The organism is Candidatus Mycobacterium wuenschmannii, from assembly GCF_030252325.1.
GTDB classification, from domain to species: Bacteria; Actinomycetota; Actinomycetes; order Mycobacteriales; family Mycobacteriaceae; genus Mycobacterium; species Mycobacterium wuenschmannii.
The window spans coordinates 312,295-329,736 of the sequence record NZ_CP126981.1 but is presented as its reverse complement, the minus strand read 5'-3'; the positions used below and the strand labels follow the sequence as shown (position 1 = coordinate 329,736).

At 67.4% G+C, this 17,442-nt stretch carries 17 protein-coding genes; 4 read left to right on the top strand and 13 right to left on the bottom strand.

The annotated features are described in order from the left end of the window. Positions 1-6 precede the first annotated feature (6 nt). From PT015_RS01685 to sepIVA, 6 genes are all read right to left on the bottom strand, one after another. On the bottom strand, positions 7-291 hold the full coding sequence (locus PT015_RS01685) for an acylphosphatase (RefSeq protein WP_285188349.1): 285 nt from the start codon (positions 289-291) through the stop codon (positions 7-9). Beyond that, positions 278-691 (bottom strand): OsmC family protein, encoded by a 414-nt coding sequence (locus tag PT015_RS01680; RefSeq protein WP_285188346.1) that lies wholly within the window; start codon positions 689-691, stop codon positions 278-280. The genes PT015_RS01685 and PT015_RS01680 overlap by 14 nt, the downstream gene beginning before the upstream one ends. A 91-nt stretch (positions 692-782) precedes the next feature. Continuing rightward, positions 783-1,643, bottom strand: coding sequence for a bifunctional DNA-formamidopyrimidine glycosylase/DNA-(apurinic or apyrimidinic site) lyase (mutM, locus tag PT015_RS01675; protein WP_285188344.1), 861 nt, complete (start codon positions 1,641-1,643; stop codon positions 783-785). Beyond that, positions 1,644-2,342: a ribonuclease III gene (gene rnc / locus PT015_RS01670; RefSeq protein ID WP_285188343.1), complete on the bottom strand. Its 699-nt coding sequence runs from the start codon at positions 2,340-2,342 to the stop codon at positions 1,644-1,646. It lies immediately after the preceding gene. Beyond that, complete coding sequence (locus PT015_RS01665; RefSeq protein ID WP_285188342.1) at positions 2,335-2,916, bottom strand: YceD family protein; 582 nt, start codon at positions 2,914-2,916, stop codon at positions 2,335-2,337. Before PT015_RS01665 ends, rnc begins: the two co-directional genes overlap by 8 nt. A 52-nt stretch (positions 2,917-2,968) precedes the next feature. Continuing rightward, positions 2,969-3,706, bottom strand: a complete 738-nt coding sequence (sepIVA, locus tag PT015_RS01660; RefSeq protein ID WP_285188341.1) for a cell division protein SepIVA — start codon at positions 3,704-3,706, stop codon at positions 2,969-2,971. A gap of 220 nt (positions 3,707-3,926) precedes the next feature. On the opposite strand from sepIVA, the gene PT015_RS01655 reads away from it, so the two are divergent. After that, entirely contained in the window at positions 3,927-5,099 is a 1,173-nt protein-coding gene (locus PT015_RS01655; RefSeq protein WP_285188340.1) for a permease, read from the top strand. A gap of 202 nt (positions 5,100-5,301) precedes the next feature. Further along, positions 5,302-8,058, top strand: a complete 2,757-nt coding sequence (locus PT015_RS01650; RefSeq protein WP_285188338.1) for a helix-turn-helix transcriptional regulator — start codon at positions 5,302-5,304, stop codon at positions 8,056-8,058. A gap of 16 nt (positions 8,059-8,074) precedes the next feature. On the opposite strand, the gene PT015_RS01645 is transcribed toward PT015_RS01650, so the two are convergent. Then, a complete protein-coding gene (locus PT015_RS01645; protein ID WP_285188337.1) occupies positions 8,075-8,530 on the bottom strand; it encodes a MarR family winged helix-turn-helix transcriptional regulator in 456 nt (151 codons plus the stop codon). A 193-nt stretch (positions 8,531-8,723) separates the two neighbouring features. On the opposite strand from PT015_RS01645, the gene PT015_RS01640 reads away from it, so the two are divergent. Further along, a complete protein-coding gene (locus PT015_RS01640; protein WP_285188335.1) occupies positions 8,724-9,320 on the top strand; it encodes a hypothetical protein in 597 nt (198 codons plus the stop codon). A 54-nt stretch (positions 9,321-9,374) separates the two neighbouring features. Here PT015_RS01640 and coaD read toward each other — a convergent pair whose 3' ends face one another. The 6 genes from coaD to PT015_RS01610 all read right to left on the bottom strand — a co-directional run bounded on the left by coaD (position 9,375) and on the right by PT015_RS01610 (position 16,603). Next, the gene (gene coaD / locus PT015_RS01635; protein ID WP_285188333.1) at positions 9,375-9,860 is read right to left on the bottom strand and encodes a pantetheine-phosphate adenylyltransferase; all 486 of its coding nucleotides are present in this window, start codon (positions 9,858-9,860) and stop codon (positions 9,375-9,377) included. 73 nt (positions 9,861-9,933) lie between these two features. Then, positions 9,934-10,488 carry a 16S rRNA (guanine(966)-N(2))-methyltransferase RsmD gene (rsmD, locus tag PT015_RS01630; protein WP_285188331.1) on the bottom strand — a complete coding sequence of 185 codons (555 nt, stop codon included), beginning with the start codon at positions 10,486-10,488 and terminating at the stop codon, positions 9,934-9,936. Between the two features lie 60 nt (positions 10,489-10,548). Then, positions 10,549-13,932 carry a pyruvate carboxylase gene (locus PT015_RS01625; protein ID WP_285188329.1) on the bottom strand — a complete coding sequence of 1,128 codons (3,384 nt, stop codon included), beginning with the start codon at positions 13,930-13,932 and terminating at the stop codon, positions 10,549-10,551. Positions 13,933-13,969: 37 nt separating this feature from the next. Continuing rightward, positions 13,970-14,593, bottom strand: coding sequence for a vitamin K epoxide reductase family protein (locus PT015_RS01620; RefSeq protein ID WP_285188328.1), 624 nt, complete (start codon positions 14,591-14,593; stop codon positions 13,970-13,972). Next, positions 14,590-15,348 (bottom strand): DsbA family protein, encoded by a 759-nt coding sequence (locus PT015_RS01615; RefSeq protein WP_285188327.1) that lies wholly within the window; start codon positions 15,346-15,348, stop codon positions 14,590-14,592. The genes PT015_RS01620 and PT015_RS01615 overlap by 4 nt, the downstream gene beginning before the upstream one ends. Positions 15,349-15,496: 148 nt before the next feature. Continuing rightward, positions 15,497-16,603 carry an alpha/beta hydrolase gene (locus PT015_RS01610; protein ID WP_285188326.1) on the bottom strand — a complete coding sequence of 369 codons (1,107 nt, stop codon included), beginning with the start codon at positions 16,601-16,603 and terminating at the stop codon, positions 15,497-15,499. Between PT015_RS01610 and PT015_RS01605 the strand changes: the two genes are divergently transcribed. Beyond that, a complete protein-coding gene (locus PT015_RS01605; RefSeq protein ID WP_285188325.1) occupies positions 16,602-17,441 on the top strand; it encodes an aldo/keto reductase in 840 nt (279 codons plus the stop codon). The genes PT015_RS01610 and PT015_RS01605 overlap by 2 nt on opposite strands. The last annotated feature ends 1 nt before the right edge of the window (position 17,442 follow it).

Sequence of the window (17,442 nt, the reverse complement as noted above, 5' to 3'; positions counted from 1 at the left end):
GCCAGACTACCGCTCCTCAAAGCCACTGATGGCTTCGCCGCGCGGCGACCAATCGGCCACAACATTGTCGACACGGCCCGGCGTTTTTCCACCCTGTAACAGGAGCAACAGCTGTTCACAGGCGTCACGCGAACCCTGCGCGACGACCAGCACCCGCCCGTCGGGCCGGTTGGAGGCGTAGCCGGTCAGCCCCAACTCCAGCGCCCGGGATCGGGTCCACCAACGAAAGCCGACACCCTGCACGTGGCCGTGCACCCAGGCGGTGAGCCGGACGTCCTCACCGTCCGACATCGACGACCCGGAAGTCGACCGTCGTTCCGGCCTTCAGCGTTCGTCCCACCGTGCACACCTGGTCGACGGCGCGCCGGACCACCGTGAGTACGCGGGCCTTCTCGGCGTCGTCGAGGCCCGAGAGGTCGATCTCCAACTTCTCTTCGAGCAGCGGATAGACCTCCTGCTCGCGGTCGGCGTCGCCGGACACCCGGACGGTCGCCCGGTAGTCGTCGCCGAGCCGACGGGCCAGCGGCGCGTCGCTCGACATGCCGCTGCACGCCGCGAGCGCGATCTTCATCAGCTCGCCCGGGGTGAACACGCCCTCGACGTCGTCGGAGCCGACCAGCACCTCCGCGCCCCGCGAGCTATGGCCGGTGTAGCGCCGCGTCCCGGTGCGCTCGACCCACAGATCAGTCATGGTTCATTTCTACCGGTTCGTTGAGTCTGCGCTCAGGGCGCGTGACACTCGCACTTTCGCGCCGTGGACGCAGAGTCAACTCCCAGCGGCGTCAGCTTCGCGGCCGGGGCTGGCAGCGCGGGCAGTAGAACGACGAGCGGTTCATGAACTTGTCCCGCCGGATCACCGCGCCGCAACGCTTGCACGGTTTGCCTTCGCGGCCATACACATTCAGCGAGCGGTCGAAGTAACCGGACTGCCCGTTGACGTTGACGTACAACGAGTCGAACGACGTCCCGCCCTGCGCCAGGGCATCGCGCATCACCTCGGCGGCGGCTTCGAGTAGCGCCGTGAGCTGTGGGCGGGTCAGCTTCTCGGCCAGCCGGGCTCCGTTGATCTTGGCGCGCCACAACGATTCGTCGGCGTAGATATTGCCGACGCCCGACACCACGGTCTGGTCCAGCAGCTGGCGTTTGATCTCAGAGTGCTTGCGCCGCAACGTCTTTATCACCGCGTCGACGTCGAATCGTGGATCCAGCGGGTCGCGTGCGATGTGCGCGACGGGCACCGGGACCGCGCTGCCGTCGACGGTGACGAGGTCGGCGAGTAGCCAGCCGCCGAACGTCCGCTGGTCGACGAAGCTGAGCGTGGTTCCGTCGTCGAGCAGTGCGGCGATGCGCAGATGCCCCGCGTTGGGCACGTCCCCGAGCAGCATCTGTCCGCTCATCCCGAGGTGTACGACCAGCGCCTGCTCGTCGCCGCTGGGGGCGTCGAGGGTCAGCCACAGATACTTGCCGCGCCGATCGCTTCCGGTGATGCGGGCATCGAGCAGTCGCGCCGTCAGGTCGGCGGGGCCGGCTTCGTGCCGGCGGACGGCGCGCGGGTGATGGACGCGGACGGCGGTGATCGTCTTGCCGACCACGTGTGCCTGCAGGCCGCGCCGCACCACCTCGACCTCGGGTAGTTCGGGCATCTAGCCGGCGTTTTCTCCAGGCACGGCACCGTCGAGTTGATCCAGTGCCTCGCAAGCCTTTTCGGCCGCCTTCTGCTCGGCTTCTTTCTTGGTTCGGCCGATTCCGGATCCGTACTCGGTGGCGCGCACCACCACGACGGCGGTGAACTCGCGCTTGTGGTCGGGCCCGGTGGCGGTCACCCGGTACGACACCGCGCCCAGGCCGCGGGCCGCGGCCAACTCCTGCAGGCTGGTCTTCCAGTCCAGCAGCCCACCGGCTTCCAGTAACTCGCTGAACAGTCGCAGGATGACGCGGCGGGCGGCCTCGATGCCCTGATGCAAATAGATTGCGCCGAGCAATGATTCGAGACTGTCGGCGAGAATGCTGGATTTGTCGGTGCCCCCGGACTTCAGTTCGCCGCGACCCAGCAGGAGATGGGCGCCGAGTCCCTGATCGGTCAGCGACCGCGCGACTTCGGCCAGCGCCTGGGTGTTGACCACGCCGGCCCGCATCTTGGCCAGGTCACTTTCCGGACGCTCCGGGTGCCGGTGGAACAGCTCGTCGGTCACGGTCAGACCGAGCACGGCGTCGCCGAGGAATTCGAGTCGCTCGTTGGTAGGCAGGCCGCCGTGCTCGTAGGCGTAGCTGCGATGGGTCAGCGCCAAGGTCAGCAGCTCGTCGGGCAGATCGACCTCGAGCGCGTCGAGCAGCTCACTCATCTCGAGATCCGTCGCTATCCAGGATCGTCGTGAGTTTCGCCCAGCGCGGGTCGATCTCGTCGTGGTGGTGACCCGGCTCGGCGGTGGCCATAGCGACCCCGCAGGTGGCGCACAACCCCGGGCAGTCGTCCTGGCAGAGCGGCGAGAACGGCAGGTCGAGGCCGACGGCGTCGATGATCGGTTGCTCCAGGTCAACGGTGTCGCCCATGACCCGGCCGACCTCGTCTTCCTCGGTGGTGGCTTCGGTCAGGCTGTCCGGGTAGGCGAACAGCTCGGTGATGTCGACCTCGATGGGTTCGCTGAATGACGTGAGGCAGCGCGAACATTCGCCGGTGAGCGTCGCCGACACCGTGCCGCTGACCAGCACTCCTTCGGACACCGACTCGACCCGCAGGTCGAGGTCCAGCGGCTCGTCCGCCGCGATGCCGACCATGTCCAGGCCGATTCGGGCGGGGTTCGCCACGGTCTGCTGCAGCGGGAACATGGCTCCGGGTCGGCGGCCCAACCGTGACACGTTGACGACGAGCGGCGAGTCCGAACGCGGTTGCGCCGAGTGGGCGTGCTGCCGAGCCATGCCCGCAATTCTACGGGCGCAGACCGGCGACCCCTGGCCGCTGGTCAGAGAGTCAGCGCTGCGCGTAGTCGTGGACGCCGGCCGCGGTGCGCAGCTGATGGCGGCCACGGTTGACCGAGCGCAACGTCGTGTTCAGGTGTTCCTCGAACTCGGCGAGCTTGCTGTCGACGTAGATGTCGCACTCGCCGCGCAGCCGGTCGGCCTCCACATGGGCGGCATCGATCAGGCGGGCGGACTCGGCGTTGGCCGACTGCACGACCTCGGTCTGGGACACCAGGCGCTGCTGCTCCTTGATGCCTTCCTGGACGGCCTTCTCGTAGGAGATGTTGCCGTTCTCGACCAGGCGGTCGGCCTCTGACTTCGCACGGCCGGTCGCGGCCTCGTACTCGCGCTTGGCCGACGCCGCCAGGCGCGACGCCTCTTCGCGAGCCTCGCCGACCATCCGCTCGCTGTGCTGGCGAGCCTCGGCGACCATCCGGTCGGCCTGCGACTTCGCGTCGGCCAGGATGCGGTCGGCCTCGGAACGGGAGTGGTTGAGCAGCGACTCCGACTCAGTGGTCGCCGACGTCACCGTCTGGTCCGCGTGCGCCTTGGCCTCATGCAGCAGCGAGTCGCGGGCATCGAGGACGTCCTGGGCGTCGTCCAGCTCACCCGGGATCGCGTCCTTGATGTCGTCGATCAGCTCGAGCACGTCGCCGCGGGGAACCACGCAGCCCGCGGTCATGGGGACGCCACGAGCTTCCTCGACAATGGCGCCCAATTCGTCGAGCGCCTCAAAAACTCGGTACACGGCAACACCCTCCCGGCTTCGTTGTTGTTACCAGTGTGCCTGGTGTTGCATCTGTGACTGCGTTGCCAGGCTCGGTGTGTCGGGCTTTTAGGTCTCAGAACCATCCCGATCACCTGCACACTTGACGTGATTATGTCGACTCGCGCGCGCCGGCGGCAATCCCGAGCGGCGCGACTACCGGAATAGGAATACCCCCCTGGGGTATCAGGTTGAAGGTGCCATGCCACATGCCGTTGTGCACGCTCTGACGCTGACCGCGTCCATGACGTGGGAAATCCTGTGGGCCCTGATACTGGGCTTCACGCTGTCCGCCGTCGTCCAAGCGCTGGTACGCCGGTCGACCGTCGTCTCACTGCTCGGCGACGACCGGCCCCGCACGCTGGCGCTCGCCGCCGGTTTGGGCGCCGCGTCCTCGTCGTGCTCGTACGCAGCGGTCGCCCTGGCCCGCTCGCTGTTTCGCAAGGGCGCCGACTTCACCGCCGCGATGGCATTCGAGATCGGTTCGACGAACCTCGTGGTCGAACTCGGCATCATCCTCGCGCTGCTGATGGGCTGGCAGTTCACCGCTGCCGAGTTCATCGGCGGTCCGCTGATGATCGTGGCACTGGCGGTGTTGTTCCGGCTGTTCGTCCACTCGCGACTTGTCGACGCCGCGCGTGACCAGGCCGAGCGGGGGCTGGCCGGTTCGATGGAAGGCCACGCGGCAATGGACATGTCCGTCCAGCGCGACGGCACATTCCTGCGGCGGCTGCTGTCACGGGAAGGCTTCACCTCGGTGTCGCACGTGTTCGTGATGGAGTGGGCCGCGATCGTGCGCGATCTCGTGATCGGACTGTTGATCGCCGGCGCCATCGGGGCGTGGGTACCCGAAACCTTCTGGCAGCACTTCTTTTTCGCAGACCACCCCACCCTGTCGGCGCTATGGGGCCCGATCGTCGGACCGGTGGTGGCGATCGCCTCGTTCGTCTGCTCGATCGGCAATGTGCCGTTGGCCGCGGTGCTGTGGAATGGCGGTATCAGCTTCGGCGGCGTCGTCGCATTCATCTTCGCCGACCTGCTCATCCTGCCGATCCTGAACATCTACCGGAAGTACTACGGCATGCGGATGATGCTCGTGTTGCTGGGCAGTTTCTACGCCGCGATGGTCGCCGCCGGATATCTGGTCGAATTCCTCTTCGGCGCAGCGAGTCTCATCCCGTCGCAGCGCAATGCCATGGTGATGGAGGCCGGCATCTCCTGGAACTACACCGCCTGGCTCAACATCGTTTTCGTCGCGCTCGCGGCGCTTCTGGTCGTCCGCTTCGTCGTCACCGGCGGCATCCCGATGCTGCGAGCGATGGGTGGCTCGCCCGACGTCGACCACGACCACGACCACGGCCACCATCAGCACTGACGGCACCGCGGCAAAGGCTGCGGAGTTTGCGCGCCGACGCCGGACCGCACATGACGAGCAGCGGGATCTCATGCCGTCTGCATAGGATTCCCTTATCATGAAATCCGAGGTTCATGAGATCGCCGCCCGAGTTCAGGGGCCTGCGGGGCGGCGGCCGCGAACAGAGTCGACGGGTGTCGGCCGAGAGGTGACAGGCGGGCGTATGGCGGTGCGCACGGTGGGTCGCCAGGCCGACGAACAGGCCGTTACCGAGTTTTTCGACGGCATCGCGAGGGCGCCGACCGCACTGGTCATCGAGGGCGATCCCGGGATCGGCAAGACGACACTGTGGCTCGAGGCACTGGACCGGGCGCGCGAGCGCGGATTCACGGTGTTGTCCAGTCGTGCCGCCCGAGCCGAGTCCGTACTTGCCTACGCCGCCCTGGCCGATCTTCTCGACGACGTCGACGAGTCGGTCTGGGCCGATTTACCCGCTCCGCAGCAGCAAAGCCTGGACGCCGCACTGTTGCGCGAGCGCGAGCACGCCGGCCCGAGCGACGCCCGCGCGGTCGCCGCGGCGTTCGTGGGTGTCCTCGATCGGTTGGCCGCCCGCTCCGAGGGATATGTGTTGCTCGCCATCGACGACGTGCAATGGATCGACGTCTCCAGCGCCAACGTGGTGGCCTTCGCAGCCCGTCGGCTGCCGAAGGGAGTCGGGTTGCTCTACACCACCCGCAGCGCCGAGGTGGCCGCCCGGGTCGAGCTTGCCCATCCCGACGCCGTTCGTCGGATCCGGTTGCAGCCGTTGGCCGTTGGACCGCTGCACCGGGTGCTCATGCTGCGGCTGGGAGTCTCGGTGCCGCGGCCGACGCTGCTGCGCATCCACCAGATCGCGGGCGGAAACCCGTTTTACGGACTGGAATTGGCCCGCACCCTTGACGGCGACGGGGGTTCCGGCGAGTTGCGGCTGCCCGAAAGCCTCAACGAGCTGGTCATCTCGCGCATCAACCGGGTGAGCGCCGAGGCCCGCGAAGCCTTACTTGCCGCATCCAGCGTGCCCGACCCGACGCTGCGCCTGTTGGCTCAGGTCACCGGCACCGGCTCCGACGATGTGCTGGAAGTGTTGAACGAGGCTGAAACTCACGGTCTGGTGGCGATCGACGGTAACCGGGTGTCGTTCACCCATCCATTGCTTGCGCACGGGGTGTACAGCGAGGCGCCGCCGCGGCAACGCCGGGCGATGCACCGGCGGCTCGCGGACCTCGTGGCCGAACCAGAGCTGCGCGCCCGGCACCTGGCCCTGTCGGACACCACCGGCACACCCGACACAATCAAGGCCCTCGACAGCGCTGCCGGCATCGCGCAGGCCCGCGGGGCGCCCGCGGCGGCCGCCGAATTACTGGACCTGGCGGTCAATCTCGGTGCTACCGACCCGCAACGTCGCATCCTCTGCGCGAGCCACTGTTTCGCCGCCGGCGACTCCGGCCGCGCGCGCCGGCTTCTCGAGGACGTCGCCGCCGATCCGGGCGCCGGTGCCGTTCGCGCCGAAGCGCTGTATCAGCTCGCAACGGTCCGGATTCACGAGGACGGATTCGAGGACGGCGCAAGGCTTTTGGAGGACGGCTTGCCGGATCCCGGGGCCGACGACACCCTGCGGGTCCGGATGCTGGTGATGCTCGCTTACGCGTTGTTCAACGCCGCGCAGCCGCAGCGAGCGCTCGACCGGGTGCAGCAGGCCGTCGACGAGGCCGAGCAACTCGGCATCCCGAGCCTGCTCAGCCCGGCATTGGGCATGCGCGAAACGCTGGGCTTTCTCGCCGGACGCGGCTTCGACGCGGCCGCCATCCAGCGGGCGGTCGACCTCGCGGACGACCATCTGCCGATGCCGCTGGCTTTCCTCCCGAGCATTCAAGCGGCGCTACTGCGCGGCTGGGCCGGCGAGTTCGTCCATGCCAGAGAGGTACTGCTGGCCGCCGGTCGGCGTTGTGTCGCGCTGGGCCAGGAAGGCGAGATGGTGTTTGTCGCCTTCTCGCAGGCCTTGATGGACATCTGGCGTGGCGATCTGGCGAGCGTCGCGATCGCCGGCGACGAAAGTGTCGAGCGGGCAGCACAATTGGGCGGCGACTTCCCGATGTTCATCGGCCTCACCGTCCGCGGCGCCGCAGCCGCCTACACCGGCCGGATCGACGACGCGATCAGCGATCTGGACGAGGCGATCGCGGTGGCGCAGCGGTGCGGCTCGATGCGGATGGGCGAATGGCCGGTGAGCCTGCGTGGATTCGTCGAGAACTCCCGCGGCGATCACCACGCGGCTCTGCAGGTCCTCGAACCGCTGCTTGTCGTGGCGCGGGCGTTTCCAGACGCTAGTGAGATCATCGCCGCGTCGTACCTGCCCGAGGCCATCGAGGCGATGATCGGCGTCGGCCGCCTCGACGACGCCGAGCCGCTGATCGACAACTTCGAGAACAACGGTCGTCGCCTTGATCGGGCTTGGATGCTCGCGATGGCGTTGCGTTGTCGCGCAATGCTGTTCACGGCGCGTGGCGACCTTGCCCGCGCCACCGATACGGCCGAGCTCGCGATGGCTGAGTACCAGCGGCTTTCGATGCCGTTCGAGCGGGCGCGCACCCAACTGCTGCTCGGCCAACTGCAGCGTCGTCAACGGCGACGGGAGGGCGGCGCGGCCTCGCTGCAGGACGCGTTGCAGACCTTTGACCGCCTCGGCACCACGTTGTGGGCCGAGCGCGCGAGAGCCGAACTGGCGCGCGGCACGTCGGGTCGACGGCGCAGCGAGGGGTTGACTCCGTCCGAACGTCGGGTCGCGGAACTCGCGGTATCCGGCATGACCAATCGCGACATTGCCGCCGCGCTGTTCATCAGTCCGAAGACCGTTGAAGTCAACCTCAGCCGCATCTACCGCAAGCTCAAAGTCCGTTCCCGCATGGAGCTGTACCGGATCTGGGAGTCCGGCAACCCGTAATGGGTTGGGCGCGAGACTAATCCGTCTTGGCACAGGCCGACGCATCCGCCGGTTGCGGATTGCCCGCCTGATACAGCAGGCGTTTGAGTTGCCGCCGATCGGCGGCGCTGAGGTGCGCCAGCAGTTGCTCATCGGATGTCGCGACGGCGGCCTCGGCCCTTTTGAGTAGCGCTTTACCTTTCCGGGTGAGCTGCGCGGGCAGCGCGCGACCCGAGGCTGCGGTCGCCGGGCGGGCGACCAGTTCCGCCTCTTCAAGTCCTTGCAACACCTGGTTCATCGCTTGCGCGGTGACATGGGTATGACGGGCCAGCTCCGCACTGGTGCGCCCCGGGTCGTCGTCGAGAATGCGCATGCAGACGAACTCGGGCAAGCCGATGCCGAGCGGCCGCAGGGCCTGGACCGCAAGGGGGCGCAGTCGCGCCATCAGCCCACGCACCAGGAAGCCCAGTGGCCGGTCGTCGAATTCGCTCATCTCCCCCATGCTGGCATGGAATGCGGGACCTGGGCGCCGTATTGGCGGGCGCGTCGGGCGATTCGGTCGTGGTTTTCTCTCAGCGATATCAAGTTTCTTGACACGCTTCTACTGTCTCGGTATCAAGGAAATAGATATGCAGTCGAGCGACCGGCGACCCGGTCCGGTCGCCGTCACACGAAGGAGAGCACGGATGTCTGGTGGATTTTTTGGTGGACCCGGTTGGGGTGGGCCCGGTTTCAGTGGTCCCGGTTTCGGTGGTCCCGGCTCGGTCGGACCCGGCTGGGGTGGCCATGGCTGGGGCGGACATGGCGGCCCCGGCGGTCGCGGTTTCGGAGGTCGCCACAAGCGCGTGGTCGTGGGTACCGCGGCCCTGCTGCTCGACGGGCCGGCGAATGCCGAGCAGATCGTTCAGCGAGTCTCGCAGGCGACCGACGGTGCGTTCGCCCCGCCGCAGGAGATCGTCGAACTCGCGATCGGCAAGCTGGCCGGCCGCGGTTTCGTGACGGTCACCGACGGCGTAGCCACGCTGTCAGAGTTGGGCCGAAATGTATTGCAGTGGAAGGGCATCAGCAGCGAGGGTGTTCACGCTCGCCTGGCGCAGGCCGGAAAGTTCGGCGACGTCGCCAAGATTCGGTGGGGCCTGTTCGAGCTCGCCGGTTTGGCGCGAACCATTCACTGGTCGGGCACCGACGCGCAGAAGGAGAAGCTTGCAGAGGCGCAGGCCAAGGTCCTGACGGCGATCACCGAAGCGAAACAGTCGCTGCACGGCGCGCTCGCTGAGAGCTGACGCAACGACATCATCAGCGCGGCCGCGGCTTTCGTCCGGTCGCGCTGATGTGTGTCAGCGCCCCTTCGCAGCGAGCTTTTCAGCCAGCCGGCGGTTGACCGAGTCGGGCAGCAACTCGGTCACGTCGCCGCCGAGCATCGCGACTTCCTTGGCCAGCGACGACGACACGAACGAGTACTGCGGCGTGGTCGCGACGAAGAACGTGTCGACGCCGGCGACGTGTTTGTTCATCTGCGCCATCTGCAGCTCGTACTCGAAGTCGGTGCCGGTGCGCAGCCCCTTGACGATCGCCGTCATCCCGCGGGACCGAACGAAGTCGACGACCAGCCCCTGGCCCGACTCGACTCGCAGGTTCGGCAGGTGGCTGGTCGACTCCTCGATCATCGCGATGCGCTCGTCGATGTCGAACATGCCCTTCTTGGCCGGGTTGACGAGGATGGCCACGACCACCTCGTCGAATTGAGCCGCCGCCCGCTCGAAGACGTCGACGTGGCCCAGAGTCACCGGGTCGAAGGAGCCCGGACATACGGCGCCGCTCATCCGCGCCTCTCCTCCTCATCACTACGCTCTGCATCGTCGCTGGCGGTCATGACGAAAGACGGTACACGCTCGCTCAGAGCCGTTCGGCCAGCTCCAAACGGGTGTCGCCATAGACCCGCGGCTCCCAGGGGTCCCACCCGCCGGGCCACGTCAGCGCCGGTCCGGCGGCAGCGCGCTCCACCACGACGACGGTCCCGCCGCTTACCCAGCCGTTGGTCGCCAGCGCGGTGAGGATCGCCTCGACCTCGCTGGCATCGACCTCGTAGGGCGGGTCGGCCAGCACCAGGTCGAAGGGTTCGGCGGCGTGGGCTGCCAGCATGGCGGCCACCTGAGCGCGGCGCACTGTCGCGCCGGGCAGTCCAAGCGTCGCGATATTGCGATCGAGCACCGTCGCCGCGCGGCGATCCGACTCGACGAACGCCGCCGACGCCGCGCCGCGCGACAGCGCTTCGAGTCCAAGCGCGCCCGACCCCGCATACAGGTCGAGTACTGACAGACCGGTGAAGTCCAACCTGGCAGCGAGGATGTTGAACAGCGACTCGCGGACCCGGTCGGTCGTTGGCCGGGTTCCCTGCGGCGGGACGGTGATTCGCCGCCCGCCGGCCACTCCCCCGACGATGCGCGTCATCTAGGCGCCGCTCCTCCTGCTCTTCACAGATCGCACTGCCCTGATGATCGTCGCCGGCGGTCAGCCCAGCACCACCAGCAAGTCGCCGCCCTCGACCTGAGCGGTGTCGGACACCGCCACGCGCTCGACGGTGCCGTCGGCGGGTGCGGTGATCGGCGCTTCCATCTTCATCGCCTCGATCGTGGCGATGGTCTGGCCGGCAGTCACCTTGTCGCCGACGGCAACTCCGACAGTGACCACGCCGGCGAACGGCGCGGCGACGTGGTTCGGGTTACCCTTCTCCGCCTTCTCCGCGGCGGGGACATCGCTGGCAATCCCGCGATCGCGCACCTCGACCGGCCGCAACTGGCCGTTGATGATGAACATCACCGTGCGCATGCCGCGTTCGTCGGGCTCGGAGATCGCCTCCAGTCCGATCAGCAACTCGACACCCGGCTCCAACTGGACTCGGTGCTCCTCGCCCTGGCGGAGCCCGTAGAAGAACTGGTTCGCCGACAGCCGCGAGATGTCGCCGTAGGTTTCCCGGTGGGTCTCGAATTCCTTTGTCGGGCCAGGAAACAGCAACCGGTTCAAGGTGGCCTGGCGTTTCTGCCCCTGCAGGCCCAGCGCGGTCTCGTCCTCCGGGCTGAGTTCCTGGACCGGCTTGGGCTCACCGCGACCGGCCAATGCCTTGGACCGCAGCGGTTCCGGCCAGCCGCCCGCCGGGTCGCCGAGGTCGCCGCGCAGGAAGCCGAGCACCGATTCGGGGATGTCGAATTGCTCTGGACGCGAGGCGAACTCGTCGGCCGTGAGCCCAGCGCCAACGAGTGCCAGTGCGAGGTCGCCGACCACCTTTGATGACGGCGTGACCTTGATCAGCCGGCCGAGCACCCGGTCGGCCCCGGCGTAGGCCTCTTCGACCTCCTCGAAGCGGTCGCCCAACCCCAGTGCAATCGCCTGCTGACGGAGATTGGAGAGCTGACCGCCGGGGATCTCGTGGTGGTACACCCGCCCGGTCGGGCCGGGTAGCCCGGATTCGAACGGCGCGTACACCTTTCGCAGCGCTTCCCAGTACGGCTCCAGTGCGCACACCGCGGGCAACGACAGCCCGGTGTCGTATTCGGTGTGCGCTGCCGCCGCCACGATCGAACTCAACGCGGGCTGGCTGGTGGTACCCGCCATCGGCGCCGAGGCGCCGTCGACTGCGTCGGCGCCAGATTGCCAGGCCGCGATGTAGCTGGCCAACTGACCGCCCGGGGTGTCGTGGGTGTGCACGTGCACTGGCAGGTCAAAGCGGCTGCGCAGCGCACCGACGAGTTGACGTGCGGCCTGCGGCCGCAGCAGGCCGGCCATGTCCTTGATGGCCAGCACGTGGGCCCCGGCCTCGACGATCTGGTCGGCCAGCGTCAGGTAGTAGTCCAGCGTGTAGAGCTTCTCGCCCGGATCGGACAGGTCGCCGGTGTAGCACATCGCGACTTCGGCTATGGCAGAACCAGTTTCGCGCACGGCATCGATCGCCGGCCGCATCGAGTCGAGGTTGTTCAGCGCGTCGAAAATGCGGAAGATGTCGATGCCGGTGGCGGTCGCCTCCTCGATGAACGCCGAGGTGACCAGCTCGGGGTACGGCGTGTAGCCGACGGTGTTGCGACCGCGCAGCAGCATCTGCAGGCAGATGTTGGGCATCAGTTCGCGCAGCGTGGCCAACCGCTCCCAGGGGTCTTCCTTCAGGAAGCGCAGCGCCACATCGTAAGTCGCACCGCCCCAGCATTCGACGGACAGCAGTTGCGGCATGGTCCGCGCGATGTAGGGCGCGACCAGCCCCAGTCCGCTGGTGCGCACGCGCGTCGCCAGCAGCGACTGGTGGGCATCGCGAAATGTGGTGTCGGTGAGGCGAACTCCCGACGAGTCGCGCAGCCAGCGTGCGAAGCCCTCGGGCCCGAGTTCGACCAGGAGTTGCTTGGTACCGGCCGGCGGGGCCTTCGTCAGGTCGATGTCGGGCAGCTTGTCCTGCGGGTACAACTTCGACGGCCGCGATCCGTGCGGCTGGTTGACGGTGATATCGGCCAGGTAGTTGAGGATCTTGGTGCCGCGGTCGGCCGACGATCGCGCGGTGAGCAACGCGGGACGCTCCTCGATGAACGAGGTGGTGACGTGGCCGGCCTGAAAATCCGGATCGTCCAGAACCGCCTGCAGGAAGGGGATATTCGTCGACACGCCGCGAATGCGGAACTCGGCGATCGCCCGCCGCGCCCGTTTGACGGCGGTGCTGAAGTCGCGGCCCCGGCAGGTCAGCTTGACCAGCATGGAGTCGAAGTGGGCGCTGATCTCGGCGCCGAGGTTCGTTCCGCCGTCGAGGCGGATGCCCGCGCCGCCCGGGCTGCGGTAGGTGGTGATCCGTCCGGTGTCCGGGCGGAACCCGTTGGCCGGGTCTTCGGTGGTGATCCGGCACTGCAGTGCGGCGCCGTGCGGGCGAATGTCCTCCTGACGCAGACCCAGATCCTCGAGGCTCTCGCCACCCGCGATCCGAAGCTGGCTGGAGACCAAGTCGACGTCGGTGATCTCCTCGGTGACGGTGTGTTCCACCTGGATTCGCGGGTTCATCTCGATGAAGACGTGGTGGCCCCGCTCGTCGAGCAGAAACTCCACGGTGCCCGCATTGCTGTAGCCGATGTGGCGGGCGAAGGCCACCGCGTCCGCACAGATCTTGTCCCGCAACTCTTCCGGCAGATCCGGGGCGGGTGCCAGCTCGACGACCTTCTGGTGGCGACGCTGCACACTGCAGTCCCGCTCGTAGAGGTGAATCACGTTGCCGTGGGTGTCCGCGAGGATCTGAACCTCGATGTGGCGCGGGTCGAGCACGGCCTGCTCGAGGTAGACCGTCGGATCGCCGAAGGCCGATTCGGCTTCCCGGCTGGCCGCCTCGATCGCCTCGGGCAGCGCCTCGGCCTCGGTGACCCGCCGCATGCCGCGGCCGCCACCGCCGGCAACCGCCTTAACGAACAACGGGAATTCCATCTCGGCCGACGCCGCGAGCAGTTCGTCGACCGACGACGACGGTGCCGACGACGTCAGAACCGGCAGACCCGCCTCCCGGGCGGCCGCGACGGCGCGGGATTTGTTGCCGGTGAGCGAAAGCACTTCGGCCTTCGGGCCGACGAAGGTGATGCCCTTCTTCGCGCACTCGGCGGCCAATTGCGGGTTCTCCGAGAGGAATCCGTAGCCCGGATACACCGCATCGGCGCCGGCTCGGCGGGCGGTGTCGACGATCTCGCTCACCGACAGGTACGCCCGAACCGGGTGGCCGACCTCGCCGATCTGATACGACTCGTCGGCCTTCAAGCGGTGCAACGAGTTTCGGTCTTCATACGGGTACACCGCGACGGTGCCGACGCCGAGTTCGTAGGCGGCGCGGAACGCCCGAACGGCGATCTCGCCGCGATTGGCAACCAGCACTTTGGAGATCACGTACATCCCTCTTCGGTCGTTGAGGTGGGCAGGTTGTTCAGATCAGCGTGGACCAGAAGTCCCAGAATCGGACCACAATCAGCAGAAAGACAGCGGTGAACCAGAGCGTCGCGATCGACCAGCGCCACCGGTGCAATTCACGCACGACCGATCCCCCGCCGCCGGCACCACCCGGCCCGAAGGCGATCGAGGCGACCACCACGAGCAGCGAGATCGTGGCCACCCACACCACCATGCAGTACGGGCACAAGGCCCCGATGCGGTACAGGCTCTGGAAGATCAGCCAGTGCACGAATGCGGTAGCGGCCACCGTTCCCACCATTAGCCCCACCCAATACCATCGCGGCAGAGGCACTTTGGCCACCGCGAGCACACCGGTGACGGCAACCACGGCGAACGCCGCGACGCCGATCAGCGAGTTCGGGAAGCCGAATGCCGAGGCCTGCGGTGTCGTCATCACCGAACCACACGACACGATCGGGTTGAGATTGCACGACGGCACGTACGACGGGTTGAGCAGCAACTCGATCTTCTCGATGGTCAGGGTTGCGGAGGCGATCAGCCCAGCCACCCCGGCGATCAGTATCCACCACGCACTGGCAATCGAGGGCGTCGAATGCTCAACCGGCGCATCCGGTTTCGCCGACGCCGTGGTTGTCACGACGCTGCTGGGGTCGCAGCCGAGTCAATTCCAGGAACGTCCCCGACGATCTCCTTGATCTTGGCGACGAAGGCCTCCGGCGTCGTCCACTGGTATTCCGTGCCGTTGATCTTGACCGTCGGAGTGCCATGGATGCCCTCGGCGGCGGCCAGCCCGTCGACCATCGGCAGGTACTTGCCGTCCTTGATGCACTGCGGCACCTTGCCCACAACGCCGGCCTCGCGCGCCAATTCGGTCAGTTTCGCATCGGTGGGGAACGACGTCCCGGTCTCGGAAGGCTGAAAGTCCTTGGTGTACAACGCCGTATGGAAGCGCCGGAAGGCGTCGGTGGACTCGTCGGCAATGCAGTACGCGGCGTTGCCGGCGCGCGACGAGTAGTCCTGGTTCGATGCGCGGCTGAGCAGGCCGGTCATGTAGAAATCGGCACCGATCGCGCCATCGTCGAGCAGCTTGGAGACCGTCGGGCCGAACTGGCGCTCGAAGTTGCCGCAGGCCGGGCACAGAAAGTCTTCGTAGAACGACACCAGTGCCTTGGGGTCTTTGGTGCCGTCTTTGACGACGAGCTTGCTGGTCGTCACGCGGATCGCCCGCGCGCCGTTGGCGGCGACCTTCTTGTCGTGCGAGATCACGATGTAGCCGACGAGGGCAACGGCGAACAGCACGACGATCGAGGTGAGTCCGATCCGGACGAAGAGGTCGCGTCGCCGTCCGGCGGCGTTCAGGTCGTATTTGGGAGGGTTCGATTTGGCGGCCACGTTCTTGCTCACACTCCGGTCAGTCGGCGTCGCTGACCGACCGCGGTGCGGTCGGCGATAGCGCCTAAGCCTACCGGCGTTGCTATTGCCAGGTCAGCGCGGTGACGATGCGGGCCGGTACGGCCCGAGGAGGAGGCGCGTAATCGAGTCAGACGCGGCTGAGATGAGCTCGCAGCGCCGAAATCAACTCGGCGGTGGCCAGCGCACTACCGCCGCCGAGCGGGAACAGGCTGGCGAATCCGTGCGTCATCGATCCCATCGTGCGCAGGTCGACATGAACGCCGGCCGCGCTCAGTTCCGCCGCGTAACTATCGCCTTCGTCGCGCAGCGGGTCGAACCCCGCGGTCGCGATCAGCGCGGGCGGCAGGCCCGTGAGGGAATCGGCCAGCAGCGGCGAGACGCGCGGGTCGGCCGCTTCGAGGTCCGATCGACCCAGGTACTGCTCGGTGAACCAGTCGATGTCGGCCTTGGTGAGCAGAAAGCCGTCCGCGAACAGGCTGAGCGACCGGGTCTGCGCGGTGAAATCGGTGCGCGGGTAGATCAGCCACTGCAACACCGGTTGCGGTCCGCCGGCGTCGCGGGCCAGCTGCGACACGATGGCGGCCAGGTTGCCCCCGGCGCTGTCGCCGCCGACCGCCACCTTGCCCGGGATCGCGCCGAGCTCCTCGGCGTGCGCGTTCGCCCACGTGAACGCCGCGTAGGCGTCGTCGACCGCGGCTGGGGCCGCGTGCTCGGGGGCCAACCGGTAGTCGATCGACAGCACGTGCACCTCGGCGTCGCGACAGGTCAGCCGGCACAGCGGGTCGTGGGTGTCGAGGTCGCCGATCACCCACCCGCCGCCGTGATAGAAGACGAGCAGCGGCGCCGGACCGGGAGTGGCGGGGCGGTAGTGCCGGGCCCGGATCGGGCCGGCGGGGCCTGGGATCGACAGCTCGTCGACGCCGACGTGGATCTGCGGACCCGCGAAGCCCTGCGTCATCTCACGCATCTGGGTCCGCGAGACCTCGACGTCTTCGCCCAGGACGAGGCCATTCATGCCGAACGCGCGCAGCCCGGCCAGTGCCAACTGCAGTGTGGGGTCCAGGGTGTTCCCGTCGATGGCGATTTCGCGGCCACCGGAGAGCAGCCGCTTCGCGCGCGTCGGCACCCACGGAATGACCTTCATGCCCAGGGTCGTCGCGGCACCTTGCAGGCGCTCGGCCCAGCCCTTGGCCGCGAGCTGCCGATCCGGCGCGCCTGGCAGACTTCGTGTCATGGCTAGTTCCTCGAGTCCCTCAGTCCCACTCAACGACGGTCATTCGATCCCGGCGCTCGGCTTCGGCGTGTTCAAGGTCCCGCCTGAGGACACCGAGCAGTCGGTGAGCACGGCGCTCGAGGCCGGCTACCGCCACATCGACACCGCGGCGGCATACCGCAACGAGCGTGAAACCGGCCGCGCGGTTGCCGCGTCCGGCGTGCCCAGGGACGAACTGTACGTGGTCACCAAGTTATGGAACTCCGAGCAGGGTTACGACAGCACTCTGGCCGCCTTCGACGCCAGCATGGAGCGCCTGGGCCTCGACTACCTCGACCTCTACCTGGTCCATTGGCCGGTGCCCTCGCTGAACAAGTTCGTCGACACCTTCAAGGCCTTCGCGCACCTGCGCGATCAGGGCAGGGTCCGCTCGATCGGGGTCAGCAACTTCGAGCCGGAGCACATCAACGCGGTGGTCGAAGCCACCGGGATCGTGCCCGCCGTCAACCAGATCGAGTTGCACCCGCGGCTGCCGCAAAACGAGCTGCGAGAGTTGCACGCCCGTCTCGGAATCGCGACCGAGGCGTGGGGTCCGCTCGGGCAGGGATCGCTGCTGTCCGACCCCGCGGTAACCGCGGTGGCCGAGGGTGCCGGACGGACACCAGCTCAGGTGCTGATTCGGTGGCATCTTCAACTCGGTAATATCGTCATCCCCAAGTCGGTGAACCCTGAGCGGATTGCGAGCAACTTCGACGTGTTCGACTTCGAATTGAGCGAACGCGACATGTCGTCCATCTCGTCGCTCGACGACGGCAACCGGCTCGGTCCTGATCCACGAACCTTCGACTTCACAGGGTAGG

Bases quoted from the DNA above. Each gene is read 5' to 3' on its own strand.
- PT015_RS01685 (WP_285188349.1), bottom strand. From the start codon at position 291: ATGTCGGACGGTGAGGACGTCCGGCTCACCGCCTGGGTGCACGGCCAC.
- PT015_RS01680 (WP_285188346.1), bottom strand. From the start codon at position 691: ATGACTGATCTGTGGGTCGAGCGCACCGGGACGCGGCGCTACACCGGC.
- mutM (WP_285188344.1), bottom strand. From the start codon at position 1,643: ATGCCCGAACTACCCGAGGTCGAGGTGGTGCGGCGCGGCCTGCAGGCA.
- rnc (WP_285188343.1), bottom strand. From the start codon at position 2,342: ATGAGTGAGCTGCTCGACGCGCTCGAGGTCGATCTGCCCGACGAGCTG.
- PT015_RS01665 (WP_285188342.1), bottom strand. From the start codon at position 2,916: ATGGCTCGGCAGCACGCCCACTCGGCGCAACCGCGTTCGGACTCGCCG.
- PT015_RS01655 (WP_285188340.1), top strand. From the start codon at position 3,927: ATGCCACATGCCGTTGTGCACGCTCTGACGCTGACCGCGTCCATGACG.
- PT015_RS01650 (WP_285188338.1), top strand. From the start codon at position 5,302: ATGGCGGTGCGCACGGTGGGTCGCCAGGCCGACGAACAGGCCGTTACC.
- PT015_RS01645 (WP_285188337.1), bottom strand. From the start codon at position 8,530: ATGAGCGAATTCGACGACCGGCCACTGGGCTTCCTGGTGCGTGGGCTG.
- PT015_RS01640 (WP_285188335.1), top strand. From the start codon at position 8,724: ATGTCTGGTGGATTTTTTGGTGGACCCGGTTGGGGTGGGCCCGGTTTC.
- coaD (WP_285188333.1), bottom strand. From the start codon at position 9,860: ATGAGCGGCGCCGTATGTCCGGGCTCCTTCGACCCGGTGACTCTGGGC.
- rsmD (WP_285188331.1), bottom strand. From the start codon at position 10,488: ATGACGCGCATCGTCGGGGGAGTGGCCGGCGGGCGGCGAATCACCGTC.
- PT015_RS01605 (WP_285188325.1), top strand. From the start codon at position 16,602: ATGGCTAGTTCCTCGAGTCCCTCAGTCCCACTCAACGACGGTCATTCG.
- PT015_RS01610 (WP_285188326.1), bottom strand. From the start codon at position 16,603: ATGACACGAAGTCTGCCAGGCGCGCCGGATCGGCAGCTCGCGGCCAAG.